The sequence below is a fragment of the Mycobacterium terramassiliense genome (assembly GCF_900157385.1).
Classification (GTDB): Bacteria; Actinomycetota; Actinomycetes; order Mycobacteriales; family Mycobacteriaceae; genus Mycobacterium; species Mycobacterium terramassiliense.
Map to the genome: position 1 here is coordinate 276180 of NZ_LT717698.1, position 16423 is coordinate 292602.

A 16423-nucleotide genomic window follows, 5' to 3' on the forward strand; every position below is an offset into this window, starting at 1 on the left:
TCCGCGTTCCCGCCGCGGCTCTTACAGGCCCGCAATACCCATGGGTCCGGCGTCCGCCATGCGGCGCAGCCGCCGCGCCATCAGGCGGTCCTCCCGCGCGAATTCGCGGTGCCGAGCCGCATGTCGGCGGTATTCGTCGGCGCCGGGATTGTTGCGGTCGGCCGCCACGTCGTACGCGTCCGCGGTTCGCTCGTGGCTCGCTGCCGAGTGGTCCAAGCTGGTGGCGGCGGATCGCTGCGCCGCCCTGGCCAGTAGCCACGCGCGCTCGGCCCGTTGGCCGGAGCGGAGCGCGTCTTCGGCGCCCCACACTTGGAGATCGGGTTCGGCGTGCAGCCCGTTATCTGCGCTGACCATGCTGCAGTCCTTTCCGGCGGCAGGATTGACCCGGTTGGCGCGGCTGAAACACGTTTGCCCGGGCGGGTCTTTGCGGCGACGACTTGCGTTGCACGCCAGGGCGGTACACGCGACCCCCGGAGCGGGTGAAGTCGAAGGGTTAGCGTCGACGAATAGGGGTATGCAACCGAAGCGCATGGTTCGACGACGCATGCCTGCATGCCGTCGAGACCGCCTCGGTTGAAGCACGCAGCTGGGCGCCTGACCAGTTCTCTGGGTAGCCATCTCGACTCGTCGTTGTCATCGGCGTCGTCGGGGTGGTTGCGACGGCGTATTCGTTGCGGGAGTGAGGTGGCCCGATGGGCAAGACGACGGCCCCGGTCGACCGGTTCGGGGTGCCCTCCCGCAATTCGCCAACCCATCCACGCCGGACCGGTGATGCCCGGCGGACGTCACGAAAGGGAAGCGAAATGTTGTTGCTAGGCAACGGCGGACGGCGCGACGGCGGTCAGCCCCAGCAGCTGGCCGAGCGGGCACTGTACGACGTCGCGCACGGTCGCTTCGAACGCTCGCTGTCGGGCCTGACGGCGATGGCGGCCGTCGTCACGACGGCCGAAATCTACTTCGAGCACTACAAGGCCAGCTTCGGCAACAAATGGATGTGGAGCCCGATCGTGGTGACCCCACCTGTGGTCGTCGCCGGAATCGGCGGGGTGTTCTCGCGGCGCTGGGCCAAGCTCTGGCTGCCGATCACCGCCGGCGTCTACACCGCCAATGGCCTGATGGGCGAGTATCTGCACGCCCGCGGGGTGGCGCGCAAGCCGGGGGGCTGGAAGCACGCGTCCTACAACGTGCCGATGGGCCCGCCGATCGCGGCGCCCGGATTGATGTGCATGGTCGGCGGGATGGGGCTGCTCGCCTCGGTCCTGCGACGCGAACGGTTCCGGCGGTAGCAGGGGATCTTCACGATGGCCGACGCCTCGCTCCCCGACCACCTGCCCAACCTGCGCCCCGACGGGAAGCCCCCGCACCCCTCGTGGCTTCCCAAGCAACGCCGCGGCATCACACCCCAAATGATCGGGCGCTACCCCGATTTCGACGTGCTTCAAACGGCCGACTCGTGGGACGACGCCACCAGGAAGGTGGTGCTGGCCCGCCTCGAGCCCCCCGGCCCGCTGCGGTTCTTCACCGAGGACGAGGAGCCCTGCCTGCGCGCGTTCTGTGACACGGTACTGGCGCAGGACCGCGAGCCCCGGGTGCCGGTGGCCGAATCGGTCGACGCCAAGCTCGCCGACGGGCGCCTCGACGGCTATCAATACGCCGACATGCCCGACGACCGCGACACCTGGCGGCTGGTGCTGCGCGGGCTCGACGAGACCGCCGCGCGCCGCTACGGCGCCGCCTCCTTCGCCGCCGCCGAGCCCGCCACCCGCGAGTCGATCGTCGACCAGTTCTCCAAGGGCAGGCTGGAGGACGGAACCTGGGAACGCCTGAACGTCAAGCGCGCGTGGTCGGTGTGCATGCGAATGACGTTGTCGGGCTTCTACTCCCACCCCTGGGCGTGGAACGAGATCGGCTTCGGCGGTCCGGCCTACCCGCGCGGGTTCATGCGCCTCGGCGGTGCCACCGGGCCCGCCTCGGCGCGCGAACCGTTCGAGACCCCCGGAGCCACCGACGAGGATCCGGTGCGAATCGTGCAAGAGGGTGAGATCTGATGGGCGACTTTTGGCGCGGCCTGTTCAAGGGGGCGGTCGGCCCGAAGGACAACGATTCGCGGTTCCTACTCGACGTGCACTCCCGCGAACTGCCCGGCGAGAAGACCATGCGCCGCTTCCACGACGACGACGAGGTCGACCTCGTCGTCGTCGGCGCCGGCGCGGGCGGTTCGGTGCTCGCCCAGCGGCTGGCGCGCGCGGGCTGGCGGGTGGTGATCCTCGAGGCGGGACCCCTCTGGCACCCCGACGAGGACTGGGTGTCCGACGAGGCTGGCTCGCATGACCTGTACTGGACGCAGAAGCGCATCATCGGCGGGGCGGATCCGATCGAGCTGGGCAAGAACAACTCCGGGCGCGGCGTCGGCGGCTCGATGGTCCACTACGCCGGCTACTGCCCGCGGTTCCACCCCAGCGACTTCGCCACCTACAGCCGCGACGGCGTCGGCGCGGACTGGCCCATCCGCTACGAAGACGTGCTGCCCCACTACGAGCGCGTCGAGCTCGAGCTGCCGGTGGCCGGCCAGAACTGGCCGTGGGGCCACCCCCATCGGTATTCGTTTGCCCCGCATCCCATTTCCGGCGCGGCGGCCAAGTTGTGGGAGGGCGCGCTGAAGCTCGGCATCGAGATGCGCGTCGGCCCGGTCGGCATCGTCAACGGCACCTTCGGCAACCGCCCGCACTGCATCTACCGCGGCTACTGCCTGCAGGGCTGCAAGGTCAACGCCAAGGCCAGCCCGTACGTCACGCACCTGCCCGACGCGCTCGCCCGCGGCGTGGAGATCCGCGCCGACTGCATGGCCGCGCGCGTCGAGCTCGACGAGAGCGGGGCCGCGCGGGGCGTTGTCTACTACGACGAGGCGGGTGGCACCGAGCGGCTGCAGCGCGCGAAAGCCGTTGCGGTTGCTGGATATTCGATCGAAACCCCGCGCCTGCTGCTGAACTCGGTCAGCGACCGCTTCCCGAACGGGCTGGGCAACAACGACGATCAGGTCGGGCGCTACGTGATGGTGCAGGGTGCCACCCAATCCGCGGGCCGGTGGCCCGAGGAGCTCCGGATGTACAAGGCGCCTCCCCCCGAGGTGTCCTCCGAGCAGTTCTACGAGACCGACCCATCCCGCGGGTTCGCCCGCGGCTTTTCCATCCAGACCGTGTCGCCGCTGCCCATCGGCTGGGCCGAACACGTGTTGGCCGAAGGGCACTGGGGCCGCGCGCTGCGCGAATACATGCGCGACTACAACCACTGGGCGACCATCGGCGTGCTCAACGAGCTGTTGCCGCAGCCGGACAACCGGGTCACCCTTGCCGACGAGAAAGACCCCTACGGCATCCCGGTGGCCCGGTTCGACTACACGCTCTGCGACAACGACAAGGCCAACATGGCCTACTCCACCAAGGTGATCGGCGACATCCTGAGCGCCGCCGACGCCCAGGACACACTCACCATCGAGCGCTTCGCCCACCTCATCGGCGGCGCGCGCATGGGGACCAGCCCGGAGAACTCGGTGGTCGACTCCGATCACCGCGTGTGGGGCGTGCCGAACCTGTTTCTTGCCGACGGCTCGGTGTGCCCGACGCAGGGCTCGGCCAACCCGGCCCTGACGATCATGGCGCTGGCCTCCCGGCTGGCCGAACGGATGGCGGCGGGCAGGATCCGCACCGGCGCCGCCGGCGCGGTCGATCGACGGTCCAAGGCGGGGGCCCGTGGCTGAGCGGACGATCGACGTCGAGGCCGCCTTCACGCCCCGCGTGCTGCGCGAGTACGCGCTGCTCGCCGACGGCGAGCGGGGCGCGCTCATCGGACCGGAGGGCGACGTGGCGTGGATGTGCGCGCCGCGGTGGGATTCGGACGCGGTCTTTTCCAACCTGATCGGCGGCGACGGGGCGTATGCGGTCACCCCGATCGACGTACGGCACGTGTGGGGCGGCTACTACGAGCCGGGCACCCTGATCTGGCGCAATCGCTGGATCACCCACGACGCGATCGTGGAGTGCCGCGAGGCGCTCGCCTTTCCCGGCGACCCCGACCGGGTGGTGCTGCTGCGGCGCCTCACCGGCTGCCGCGGGACCGCGCGGTTGCGGGTGCTGCTCGCGCCGACCGCCGCGTTCGGTCGCCACGGCCCCGGTCAGCCGAATCTCGATGACGGGGTATGGAGCGGCCGGTCCGGGCGGTTGCGGTGGCGATGGTCGGGCGGCGCCGACGCGCGTCCCGTGAAATCGGCGCACGGCCGCGGCGAGGTGCTCACGGGCGAGATCACCATTGACGAGGGCCGGCACCACGACCTGGTGCTGGAGCTGTCCGAGCGCGCGCTGCCCGACTGGCCGCCCGACCCCGGCATCACCTGGGACGCCACCGCGGCCGCCTGGCAGCGCAGCATGCCCGAGCTGAACTGCACCATCGCCCCCCGCGACGGCCGGCACTCCTACGCCGTGCTGCGCGGGCTGACCAGCAGCGCCGGCGGCATGGTCGCCGCGGCCACGATGAGCCTTCCCGAACGAGCGCACACCAACCAGAACTACGACTACCGGTACGCCTGGATCCGGGACCAGGTTTACGCCGGCCTGGCCGCGGCGTCCGCCGGCGCCACCGAGCTGCTCGACCGGGCGGTCGAGTTCGTCGGCGCCCGGCTGCTCGAGGACGGCCCGCAGCTCAAGCCGGCCTACACCGTCACCGGCGGTGCCGTGCCCAGCGAGGAGAAACTCGACCTGCCCGGCTACCCGGGCGGTACCGACAAGCTCGGCAATTGGGTCAACCGGCAATTCCAGCTCGACGTCTTCGGCGAGGCCCTGCAGCTGCTGGCCACCGCGGGCGCCGCCGACCGGCTCGACGCCGAGGGCTGGCGCGCCGCGCAGGCCGCCATCGCCGCGATCGAAAAGCGTTGGCGCGAGCCGGATGCCGGTGTCTGGGAGATCGACGACGAGTGCTGGACGCAGTCCCGCCTGGCCTGCGTGGCCGGGCTGCGCGCCATCGCCAAGGTGGCCGGCGCCGGCCCGGAGGTCGCCTCCTGCGCTTCGCTGGCCGACGCGATCCTCGCCGCCACCGCCTCGGAGAGTGTGCACCCGGGCGGCTACTGGCAACGCAGCCCGCGCCTGGCCGGGGTCGACGCGTCGCTGCTGCCCCCGCCGGTGCGCGGCGCCGTCCCCGCCGACGACCCCCGCACCCGGGCCACGCTGGACGCCGTTCGGCGGGACCTCACGGAGGACGGGTTCGTCTACCGGTTCCGGCACGACGAGCGTGACCTGGGCGACGCCGAGGGGGCCTTTCTGCTATGCGGTTTCATGATGGCGCTGGCCGAACACCAGATCGGCCATGCCCATTGTGCGATGCGCTGGTTCGAACGCAACCGCGCCGCCTGCGGCCCGCCGGGCCTGTTCTGCGAGGAATACGACGTCCGGCAACGCCAGCTGCGCGGCAACCTGCCCCAAGCGTTCGCGCACGCCCTGCTGTTGGAATGCACGGCCACCCTGGCCGAGGACGCCGTCCACCACGACTGACGAATGGAGATTCCGCGATGACACAGACCGTCGTGATCACCGGTGCCAGCGCCGGCATCGGCCGCGCCACCGCCCAGCTGTTCGGGCAGCGCGGCGCCAACGTCGCCCTGCTCGCCCGCGGCGCCGCCGGGCTGGAGGGCGCCGCCCGTGACGTCGAGGCCGGCGGCGGGAAGGCGCTGGCCATCCCGACCGACGTGGCCGACTACCCGGCCGTCGAGGCCGCCGCCGACGAGGCCGAAGCCGCATTCGGGCCCATCGACACCTGGGTCAATGTCGCCTTCACCTCCGTGTTCGCGCCGTTCAGCGAGATCACCGCCGAGGAATTCAAGCGCGTGACCGAGGTGACCTACCTCGGCTACGTGCACGGCACCATGGCGGCGCTGGCCAAGATGCGCCCGCGCGACCGCGGCGCCATCGTGCAGGTCGGCTCCGCGCTGAGCCAGCGATCCATTCCGCTGCAGTCGGCCTACTGCGGCGCCAAACACGCGACCAACGGTTTCACCGAATCGGTGCGTTGCGAGCTGCTGCACGAGGGCTCCAACGTGCGGATCACCATGGTCCAGATGCCGGCGGTCAACACCCCGCAGTTCTCCTGGGTGCTCTCCCGCCTGCCCCGCCATCCCCAGCCGGTGCCACCGATCTACCAGCCGGAGGTCGCCGCCCGCGGCGTCGTCTACGCCGCCGATCATCCCGGGCGCAAACAGTATTGGGTCGGTGACAGCACCGCCGTCACGCTGCTCGCGCAGAAGTTCGTCGCACCGCTGCTGGACCGCTACCTCGGGCGCACCGGGTACGACTCCCAGCAGACCGACGAACACGTGAACGGCCAGCAGCCGCACAATCTGTGGCAGCCGGTCGACGAGCAGCCGGGCACCGACCACGGCGCACACGGCGACTTCGACGACAGGTCCCACGCCCACAGCCCTGAATTGTGGTTCTCCCACCACCCGGTGGCCGGGGGCACGGGCGCCCTGGGGGTCGGGCTGGGCGCGCTGCTCGGGATGCGGTTCGCCCGCCGGCGCGGGCGATGATCGTCTGGGCGCGCGTCGGCTACGGGATCGCGCTGCTAGTCCTCCCGAGCCCACTGCTGCGGCTGGTCACCGGCCAACCCGCGACGGCGCGGGAACAAGCGCTGACCCGCGTCCTGGGGGCGCGGCTGCTGGCGCAGGCCGCGGTGACCGACGTGCGGCCCGACGCCGTGTCCGTGGCCCTGGGGGCCGAGGTGGATTTCGTGCACGCCGTCTCGATGCTCGCGTGGGCCGCGGTGGACCGCGGGTCGCGGCGCCTGACCCTGCTCAGCGCCGCGACCGCCGGGCTGTTCGCCGCCGCCGGCGCCGCGCAGGCGCGGCGGACGCCCGCGGTGGCCCACGCGCGGACCGGCGACGCGCTGGCCACCCTCGTCCGGCTACGCCGCCGAATCGCCGAGTCGGTTGCGCGATACACCCTGCCCCGGTCTGTTCGCGCGGCCCTGAAGACGTAGGAGGACCGCATGCTTGACGCCTGCATCGACGAGGTCACCGCGCGGGCCTACGAGATCCCCACCGACGCGCCGGAAGCCGACGGCACCTTCGCCTGGTCGTCGACCACGCTGATCCTGGCCGAAGTGGACGCGGGCGGCCGGCGCGGGCTCGGCTACACGTACGCCGCCGGCGCGTGCCGCGAGCTGATCACCGGGCCGCTCGCCGGCGCCGTCAAAGGGCACAGCGCCCTCGACATCACCGGCGCCTGGGAGTCCATGGTCCGGGCGATCCGCAACAGCGGGCGCCCGGGCCTGGTCTCCTGCGCGATTTCGGCGGTCGACACCGCGCTGTGGGACCTCAAGGGGAAACTCCTCGACCTGCCCGTGTGCCGGCTGCTCGGCGTGGCACACCCCGAGGTGCCGATCTACGGCAGCGGCGGCTTCACCACCTACGACGAACGCCATACCCGCGCCCAGCTGGAGCGCTGGGTCGACGCCTGGAAGATCCCGCGGGTGAAGATCAAGATCGGCGAGTCGTCGGGGTCCGACGAGCGCCGCGACCTGGACCGAATCGCGCTGGCGCGCAAGGTGATCGGACCCGACACCGAACTGTATGTCGACGCCAACGGCGGCTACCGCCGCAAGCAGGCGATCCGGGTCGCCCACGCCATGGCCGACCACGACGTCACCTGGTTCGAGGAACCCGTGTCGTCCGACGACCTCGCCGGGCTGCACGAGGTGCGCGACCAGGTGAACCCGGACGTCACCGCCGGCGAATACGGCTACGACCTCACCTACTTCCGCCGGATGCTGGCCGCCGAAGCGGTCGACTGCCTGCAGATCGACGTCACCCGCTGCGGCGGCATCACCGACTGGCTGCGGGCCGCGGCCGTCGCCGCCGCGCACCACATCGACGTATCGGGACACTGCGCGCCCAACCTGCACGCACACGTCGCCGCCGCGATTCCCAACCTGCGGCACCTGGAGTACTTCCACGACCACCACCGCATCGAGCAGATGCTCTTCGACGGCGCCCTGGCCCCCGACGGCGGGACGCTGCGACCCGACCAGCACCGGCCCGGCCTGGGGCTCGAGTTCAAGCACCGCGACGCCGAGCAGTACCGGGTGCGGTGAGGCACGCGGTGCGCCCGATGTGCATGAAGGTGCCCGAAAATGGGCATTGATATGCCAAAAGGATCGAGGCACTGCGGGAGAGACGCGCGATGACTGTGAACTTCGAAGACGAGGCCGTCGGGCGTCGCAACGGGCAGGCGGGCGCCGGCCCTTCGGGCTCGGCGTGTGACGAGCTCATGACAGGCATGGTCGAGGACCGCGGGCTGGGCGCGGTCGACCTGGTCCTGGGCCTGGGCGAGCCACAGCATGTCGGCCGGTTCCGGTTCTTCCTGGACGGCCAGCGCTGGGAGTGGTCGGACGCCGTCGCCCGGATGCACGGCTACGAGCCGGGTCAGGTCGAGCCGACCACGGAACTGTTGCTGCAACACAAGCACCCCGAGGACCGCGAGCGCGTCGCGGCCGTGCTCGACCACGTGCTCAAGGGAAAACCGTTCAGCAGCCGCCACCGCATCATCGACACCGGCGGGCGTACCCGCTGCGTCGTCGTCGCGGGTGACCGGATGGTCGATGACAGCGGCGCGCTCGCCGGCACGTCGGGTTTTTACGTCGACGTCACCGACTCCCTGCATTCGGATATCACCAACGTCCTGGAGGCGGTGGCCGACGCCCGCGCCAAGATCGAGCAGGCCAAGGGGGTGCTCATGAGCGCCTACGGCATCTCCGCGGAGCGCGCGTTCGACCTCCTGGTCTGGCGTTCCCAGGAGACCAACCTCAAGGTGCGCGATCTCGCCGCCCGCTTCCTGGAGGCCGTGGCCGGCAAGGCGTCGGCGGACACGCGGACCCACGTCGACCACGCGCTGCTGACCCTCGAATAATTGCCCGGGTGGCACACCTACTGGGAGCCGAGGGCATCCGCCTGGAATACCCGACCCAGGTGGTCTTCGAGTCGGTCACGCTGGGAGTCAACGACGGCGCGCGGATCGGCATCGTCGGGCGCAACGGGGACGGCAAGTCCAGCCTGTTGGGCCTGCTGACCGGCCAGTTGCGGCCCGACGCCGGCCGCGTCACGCGGCGCAGCGGGCTACGGGTCAGCGCGCTGAGCCAGGCCGACACCCTCCAACCGGGGCACACCGTGGGCTGGACGCTGGTCGGGGACCAGCCCGAGCACCAGTGGGCGGGCGACGCGCGGGTGCGCGACGTGGTCGGCGGACTGGTGGCCGACATCGCCTGGGACGCAACGATCGACACGCTGTCCGGCGGGCAGCGCCGACGCGTCCAGCTGGCCCGGCTGCTGATCGGCGAGTGGGACGTGATTGCGCTGGACGAGCCCACCAACCACCTGGACATCGAGGGCATCACCTGGCTCGCCGAACACCTGAAGCAGCGCTGGGCGCGCAACACCGGCGGCCTGCTGCTGGTGACGCACGACCGCTGGTTCCTCGACGAGGTCGCCACCGCGACGTGGGAGGTGCACGACGGGATCGTCGAGCCGTTCGAGGGCGGCTACGCCGCCTACGTGCTGCAGCGGGTCGAGCGCGACCGGGTGGCCGCGGCCAGCGAGGCCAAGCGGCAGAACCTGATGCGCAAGGAGCTGGCGTGGCTGCGCCGGGGCCCGCCGGCCCGCACCTCCAAGCCCAAGTTCCGGATCGAGGCCGCCAACCAGCTGATCGCCGACGTGCCGCCGCTGCGCAACACGGTCGAGCTGGCCAAGCTGGCGACCGCGCGGCTCGGCAAGGACGTCATCGACCTGCTCGACGTGTCGGTGTCGTACCCGCCCTTTAGTGGCCGGCCGGTACTGCGCGACGTCGAATGGCGGATCGCGCCGGGCGAACGCACCGGCATCGTCGGGGCCAACGGCGCCGGCAAGTCGACGCTGCTGGGCTTGATCGCCGGCACCGTGGCGCCGGACACCGGCCGCGTCAAGCGGGGCAAGACGGTTCGCCTGGCCGTGCTGGACCAGCGCGGCGAGGAGCTGGCCGCGCTCGCCGGCGACCGGATCGCCGACCTGCTGGGCGGCCTGCGCGGCGGCTACGAGGTCGACGGCCGGGAGGTGACGCCGGCCCAGCTGCTGGAGCGGCTGGGGTTCGGCCGGGGCCAGCTGTCCGCGCGCGTCGGTGACCTGTCCGGCGGCCAGCGGCGCCGGCTGCAGCTGATGCTCACGCTGTTGTCCGAACCGAACGTGCTGCTCCTCGACGAGCCCACCAACGACGTCGACACCGACACGCTGACCGCCGTGGAGGACCTGCTCGACTCGTGGCCGGGCACCCTGATCGTCGTCTCACACGACCGCTACCTGCTGGAGCGGGTCACCGACCAGCAGTACGCGATCCTCGACGGCCGACTGCGCCACCTGCCCGGCGGCGTCGACGAATACCTGAGGCTGGCGGCGCATCGTCCGGTCGCTGCCGAGCGCCCGCGGGCCGAGCCGCCGGCTTGCGAAACGATGTCCGGCTCGCAGCGCAGAAACGCGGAGAAGGAGCTGGCCGCCGTCGACCGTCAGCTCGCGCGGCTCGCCGATCGGATCGCGGCCAAACACCACGAGCTCGCCGATCACGACCAGTCCGATCACGTCGGCCTGACCCGGCTGACCCGGGACCTGCGCGGCCTGGAAGACGAGGTCGCCGCGTCGGAGATCCGCTGGCTGGAGCTGTCGGAGTTGCTCGAATGAGCGCCTATCGCCCGGTGCGGTACCCGCCCGGCGAGGCGCTGCTGGCGCTGTACCGGTGGCGTGGTCCGGTGATCGATTCCGGAGTCGGCCGGCGCGGCTACACCTACCTGCTGGGGCCCGAGGCGAACAAGTTCGTGTTCGCCAACGCCGATGCGTTCAGCTGGCGGGAGACGTTTGAGAACCTGGCCGTCGTCGACGGCCCCACCGCGCTGATCGTCAGCGACGGCGACGACCACCGCCGCCGGCGCAGCGTCGTGGCGCCCGGCCTGCGCCACCGGCAGATCCAGGACTACCTGCAGACGATGGTGGCGAGCATCGACGTCGTCATCGACGGATGGCGGCCCGGGCAGCGGCTCGACATCTACCGGCAGTGCCGCTCGGCGGTGCGGCGCAGCACCGCCGCAAGCCTGTTCGGCCCGCGGATGGCCGTGCATTCGGACTTCCTCGGCGAGCAACTGCAACCCCTGCTGGACATGACCCACCGGCTGCCGCAGGTGATGCAGCTGGAGCGGCGCCTGAGCTCCCCGGGCTGGCGGCGGGCGATGGCGGCGCGGACACGCATCAACGACCTGGTGGACGCCCAGATCGGCGCGGCCCGCGCGCAACCCCGACCCGACGACCACATGCTGACGATGCTGATCAACGGTCGCGGGGACGAGGATTATGCGTTGAGCGACAACGAGATTCGAGACGCGGTCATTTCGCTGATCACCGCCGGCTACGAGACCACCAGCGGCGCGCTGGCCTGGGCGATCCATACCCTGCTGTCACTGCCCGGCGCGTGGGACGCCGCCGCCGACGAGGTGCGCCGCGCGCTGGGCGACCGGCCGCCGGCCGCGGGCGACCTGGAGCAGCTGGCCTACCTCAACGGCGTCGTGCACGAGACGCTGAGGCTATATCCGCCCGGCGTCATCTCCGCCCGCAAGGTGATCCGCGACCTGAGCTTCGACGGACGCCGGATCCGGGCGGGCCGGCTGCTGATCTTCAGCCCGTACGTCACCCACCGGCTACCTGAGCTGTGGCCGCAGCCGACGGAGTTCCGGCCGGCACGCTGGGATCCCCGTTCCCCGGACTACCGGCGGCCAGCGCCGTACGAATTCATCCCGTTCAGCGGTGGATTGCATCGCTGCATCGGTGCGGTCATGGCCACCACCGAAATGACCGTCATGCTCGCCCGGCTGCTCGCCAGGACCACGCTGCGGTTGCCCCCTCAGCGCATCCGCGCCCACAACCTCGCCGCGCTGTCCCCCAGCCCGGGAGTGACCGTCGACGTCGTCGGGCTCGATCGCTAGCGGGGCGCGGCGCGGCCGGGCGCTGGGGCATCCCCGCGGAGCTGAGGGGTCGCCGCCATCGGGCTACTGCCAGCGCAGTAGCACCAGTTCGGAACAGAATCCGGGACCCATCGCGAGCATCAGCCCGGGGCTGCCGCTCGGCGGCGGCTTGGCGATGGTGTCGCGCAGGATGTGCAGCACCGAGGCCGACGACAGGTTCGCGATCTCGCCCAGCGAGCGCCAGGTCAACTCCATCGCGTCGGGGTCGAGCTCGAGGGTCCTGGTGATGGCGTCGATGACCTTGGGACCGCCCGGGTGGGTGACCCATGCGCCGATGTCGTCCTTGGTCAGCCCGTGGGTGGCGAGGAACCCTTTGACGTCGTCGGCCAGGTAGCGGTCGATGACCGACGTCAGCTCCGGCGACAGCACCAGCTGCAGCCCGGAGGAGTTCACGTTCCAGCCCATGATGTGCAGCGAATCGGGGTAGAGGCGGCTGCGCGAGTCGACGACGTCGGGCCCCGCGGCGCGCACCTGGGCGGCGCGGCGGTCGCCCACCGCCACCACCGCGGCCGCGCCGTCACCGAAGAGCGCGCTGCCGACCAGACCCGACACGGTCGGCTTGACCGCCGGGTAGGTCAGCGAGCAGAGCTCGACCGAGACCAGCACCGCGACGCCGTCCGGATCGCCGCGCAGGTAGTCGTGCAGGCGGGCCACCCCCGCGGCCCCGGCCGCGCAGCCCAGGCCGAACAGCGGCATCCGGCGCACGTCCGGTCGCAGGCCGAGCCGGCCGGCGATCCGCGCGTCCAGCGACGGCACCGCGACCCCGGTCACGGTCGAGGTGGCGATCAGGTCGATGTCGGCGACCTCCAGACCGGCCTCCTCGAGCGCGCCCAGCAGCGCCTCGCAGCCGAGGTCGACCGCGGCGTCGATGAAGATCTCGTTGGCCTCGCCGAAGTCGGTCAGCGTCGGGTAGCGCTCCAGCGGCAGGACGAAGTGGCGACTGTTGACCTTCGCGGCCGCGTGCAACCGCCGAACGATCTCCTCGTGTTCCTTCAATCCGGGAAACTCGACGAATTGGTCGGTGATCTCACTCTGGCTATACCGATGCGGCGGCAGCGCTCCGAAGACGCCCGCGATAACGCTCATGCCCCTACCTTGTTAGGTCGTGACCAAAGAAAGTGATCACTTTCGTGCGCCGGCGAGAATCTAGCGCCAATGCGAAAGTTTAGACAGTTGTGCGGCGGCACCGCAAAGTCGTTGCTATTCAACGTATGTCCAATTACGTTATTTAACGTATGTCGAATTACCTTACCACGTGGCGTTTTCGGTCCCCCCAGCGTTTGTTTCCTTATTGAACGTCGTCGGCTTCGTCGGCACCGAGCGCGAGCGCGATCAGCGCGTCCGGGCTCAACGAGTCGATGGAATCTTCGGTGAGCGTGGATTGAACGGACCGATTTTCCGGATCGCCTGCCAACGCCAATAGTTTGTCGAGCAATCCGGTTCTTCGAAGTTCATGAAGCGGAATCTTTTTCAGCGCGGACCAGATCTTTTCGTCGGGGGAGGTTTCGTGTTCGCCGTGCAGCAGCCTTTGCGCCAGGTGATCGGCCAATGCCGCCGGGTTTGGATAGTCGAAGACCAGTGTGCGCGACAGCGCCAGCCCCGTGTCCGCTTTGAGGCGGTTGCGGAGCTCGACCCCGGTCAAGGAGTCAAACCCGAGGTCTTGGAAAGCGCGCTCGGCGTCGACGGCATGGGGATCGGCGTGTCCCAGCACGGCCGCGGCGTGCTCGCACACCAGCGCGACGAGTTCTCGGTGCTGCTCGTGGTCGGGCAATTCGCGCAGCCGCTCGGCCAATTCGGCCGGCCGCGACGCCACCGGGGACGGCGAGTCCGTGCGGGCGCCCAACCAGAACCGTTGGCGCGCAAACCCATACGTCGGCAGTGGGACTCGCTGACCGCCCTGCAGGACGGCGCGCAGGCGGACCGCCACGCCGGCGGTGAAGAGCCGGCCGGCCGCGGTGAGCAGCGATTCGACTTCTGGGCGGTCCTTGGCGAGCGTGGTCACCGACACGGGATGGTCGGTGGTCAGCGAGTGCTCCACCGCGGCGTCGAGGCCGCCACCTGGCCCCACTTCGACGAACACGTCGGCACCGCACGACTCGGCGGCTCGCACCCCGTCGGCGAAACGCACCGGACGGCGCACATGCTCGACCCAGTAGTGGGCCGACCCATAGCCGGGGCCGGCCAGTTGCCCGGACACGTTGGACACCAACGCTATCCGCGGTTCCGCCGGCGCCACCTCTGCCGCCAGCGCGGCGAAATCATCGATCATAGGCTCCATCAGTGGCGAGTGAAACGCGTGCGAGACCGTGAGCCGATGCACCCGCCTACCCTGTCGCGCCAGGGTGTCCGCGACCGTTTTCACCGGGGCTTCCGCACCCGAGATCACCACCGCGTCAGGGCCGTTGACCGCCGCGATCGCCAGCCCGTCGGTGAGCAACGGCGCCACGTCGGCCTCGCCGGCGGCGACCGCGATCATCGCGCCGCCTGCGGGCAGCCCCGCCATCAACCGGCCTCGTGCCGCCACCAGTTTGGCCGCGTCGGTGAGCGACAACGCCCCCGCCACGTGCGCGGCGGTGATCTCGCCCACCGAGTGACCCAGCGCCACATCCGCGACGACACCCCAGTCGCGCAACAACTCCGCCAGCGCGTACTCGATCGCGAACAACGCCGGTTGGGCGAACTCGGTGTTGTCCAACAGCTTTGCGTCGCTGCCCCACATCACATCGCGCAGGGGCAGGCGCAGGTGGGGGTCCAGCGCCTCGGCGGCCTCGTCGAAAGCCCGGGCAAACGCGGGAAACCGGCCCTGCAACTGGGCACCCATCGCGAGGGACTGCGCGCCCTGCCCGGGGAACACGAACGCCGTCTTGCCCGGTGCGCGCGCCCGGCCCACCACCGTGCCGGGATTGGACTCCCCGGCGGCCACTCCCACCAGCCCCGAGGTGAGGGCCCCGCGGTCGCCCACCAGCACCGCCCGATGCTCGAACATCGACCGCGTCGTCGCCAACGACCACGCCACGTCGCCGACGTCCGGCCCGGCATCGGCGGTGACGTGGGTCAGCAGCCGGGCCGCCTGATTGGCCAGCGCCCGTTCCGACCGACCCGACAGCACCCACGCCGTCGGTGCGTTACCACGCTGGGGCGCTTCGCCTTTCGGTCGCACGGGCGCTTGCTCGACGATGACGTGGGCGTTGGTTCCACCCATGCCGAACGACGACACACCCGCCCGCCGCGGTTCATCCGCCGCCGGCCAGGGGGTCAGCACGGCGTTGACGCGCAGACCGAGGCTTTCCGGATCGATTCCGGGACCCGGGTCCGCGTAGTTGAGACTCGGTGGGATGGCGGCGTTTTCGATGGCCAACACGGTCTTGAGCAAGCCCGCGATGCCAGCGGCGGCGCCGGCGTGGCCGATGTTGGTCTTCACGGAGCCCAGGGCGAGCGGCTGGCGTCGGGGCCCGGCGAAAACCTCGCCGAGCGCAGTCGCTTCCACCGAGTCGCCGATTTCGGTTCCGGTGCCGTGGGCCTCGACGTACTGCAGCCGGCCGGCATCGAAGCAAGCGCTCCGCAACGCGCGCCGGATGACGTCGACTTCGCCCGCGACGGACGGCACCGTCGGTGCGGCGGCGCTGTGTCCGGCGTTGCCCACCGCGCTGCCCCGAATGAGGGCGCGAATGGGGTCACCGTCGTCGAGGGCGGCGCGCAACGGCTTCAGCAGCACGAGGCCGCCGCCCTCGCTGCGCACGTAGCCGTCGGCGCGCGCGTCGAACGCATAGGTGTGAGCCGAGGCCGACAACGCGCCGAATTCGGTTTCCAGCGAGGCGGTTTCGCCGGCCAGGTTCAGGTGCACGCCGCCGGCCAGGGCCAGCTCCGACTCGCCGGTGCGGATGCTTTCGCAGGCCAGGTGCACCGCTACCAGCGACGACGACTGGCCGGAGTCGACGGTCAAACTCGGGCCGTGCAGCCCCAACGCGTACGAGATGCGGTTCGCGATCATCGTCCGGCTGACCCCGGCGAAGGAGTGGTGGTCGATTTCCTGGGCCACCGTCAACAGCCCGTAGTCGTCGTTCATCGCGCCCAGGAAAACCGCGACCCGTTCTCCGCGCAGGGTTTCCGGCACCACGAAGGCATCTTCGAGGACCTCCCACGCCAGCTCCAGCGCGAGGCGCTGCCGGGGGTCCATCGCGGCGGCCTCGCGCGGCGAGACGTTGAAGAAGTCGGCGTCGAATTCGGCGGCGTCACCGGGCAGCGCGGTGGCTTCGGCGCCGTCGCGGATCAGCCGCCAGAAATCGCGGGGACCGCCGGCGCCGGGGAAGCGGCAGGCCAGCCCGATGACCGCGATGTCTGTCGGGGGCAC

The 16423-nt window shown here is 70.7% G+C and carries 13 protein-coding genes; 10 read left to right on the plus strand and 3 right to left on the minus strand.

Features of this window, described 5'->3' with window-relative positions:
• Positions 1-21 precede the first annotated feature (21 nt).
• Positions 22-354 carry a hypothetical protein gene (locus tag MTAB308_RS03440; protein ID WP_077097888.1) on the minus strand — a complete coding sequence of 111 codons (333 nt, stop codon included), beginning with the start codon at positions 352-354 and terminating at the stop codon, positions 22-24.
• A 449-nt stretch (positions 355-803) separates the two neighbouring features.
• On the opposite strand from MTAB308_RS03440, the gene MTAB308_RS03445 reads away from it, so the two are divergent.
• From MTAB308_RS03445 to MTAB308_RS03490, 10 genes are all read left to right on the plus strand, one after another.
• On the plus strand, positions 804-1286 hold the full coding sequence (locus MTAB308_RS03445) for a hypothetical protein (RefSeq protein ID WP_077098178.1): 483 nt from the start codon (positions 804-806) through the stop codon (positions 1284-1286).
• A gap of 15 nt (positions 1287-1301) precedes the next feature.
• On the plus strand, positions 1302-2048 hold the full coding sequence (locus MTAB308_RS03450; protein WP_077097890.1) for a gluconate 2-dehydrogenase subunit 3 family protein: 747 nt from the start codon (positions 1302-1304) through the stop codon (positions 2046-2048).
• Positions 2048-3757 (plus strand): GMC family oxidoreductase, encoded by a 1710-nt coding sequence (locus MTAB308_RS03455; RefSeq protein ID WP_077097892.1) that lies wholly within the window; start codon positions 2048-2050, stop codon positions 3755-3757. Before MTAB308_RS03450 ends, MTAB308_RS03455 begins: the two co-directional genes overlap by 1 nt.
• Positions 3750-5540, plus strand: coding sequence for a glycoside hydrolase family 15 protein (locus MTAB308_RS03460; RefSeq protein WP_077097894.1), 1791 nt, complete (start codon positions 3750-3752; stop codon positions 5538-5540). Before MTAB308_RS03455 ends, MTAB308_RS03460 begins: the two co-directional genes overlap by 8 nt.
• 17 nt (positions 5541-5557) lie before the next feature.
• The gene (locus MTAB308_RS03465; RefSeq protein WP_077097896.1) at positions 5558-6571 is read left to right on the plus strand and encodes an SDR family oxidoreductase; all 1014 of its coding nucleotides are present in this window, start codon (positions 5558-5560) and stop codon (positions 6569-6571) included.
• Positions 6568-7020, plus strand: a complete 453-nt coding sequence (locus tag MTAB308_RS03470) for a hypothetical protein (protein WP_077097898.1) — start codon at positions 6568-6570, stop codon at positions 7018-7020. The genes MTAB308_RS03465 and MTAB308_RS03470 overlap by 4 nt, the downstream gene beginning before the upstream one ends.
• Before the next feature lie 9 nt (positions 7021-7029).
• Entirely contained in the window at positions 7030-8133 is a 1104-nt protein-coding gene (locus tag MTAB308_RS03475; protein WP_077097900.1) for an enolase C-terminal domain-like protein, read from the plus strand.
• Positions 8134-8222: 89 nt separating this feature from the next.
• Positions 8223-8948 (plus strand): PAS and ANTAR domain-containing protein, encoded by a 726-nt coding sequence (locus MTAB308_RS03480; protein ID WP_077097902.1) that lies wholly within the window; start codon positions 8223-8225, stop codon positions 8946-8948.
• 8 nt (positions 8949-8956) lie between these two features.
• Positions 8957-10741, plus strand: coding sequence for an ABC-F family ATP-binding cassette domain-containing protein (locus MTAB308_RS03485; RefSeq protein WP_077097904.1), 1785 nt, complete (start codon positions 8957-8959; stop codon positions 10739-10741).
• Positions 10742-10755: 14 nt separating this feature from the next.
• Positions 10756-12033 carry a cytochrome P450 gene (locus MTAB308_RS03490; protein WP_108637193.1) on the plus strand — a complete coding sequence of 426 codons (1278 nt, stop codon included), beginning with the start codon at positions 10756-10758 and terminating at the stop codon, positions 12031-12033.
• Positions 12034-12096: 63 nt separating this feature from the next.
• Here MTAB308_RS03490 and MTAB308_RS03495 read toward each other — a convergent pair whose 3' ends face one another.
• Both MTAB308_RS03495 and MTAB308_RS03500 read right to left on the minus strand, forming a co-directional pair.
• Entirely contained in the window at positions 12097-13158 is a 1062-nt protein-coding gene (locus tag MTAB308_RS03495; RefSeq protein WP_077097908.1) for a type III polyketide synthase, read from the minus strand.
• A gap of 202 nt (positions 13159-13360) precedes the next feature.
• Positions 13361-16423: a type I polyketide synthase gene (locus tag MTAB308_RS03500; protein WP_077097910.1), complete on the minus strand. Its 3063-nt coding sequence runs from the start codon at positions 16421-16423 to the stop codon at positions 13361-13363.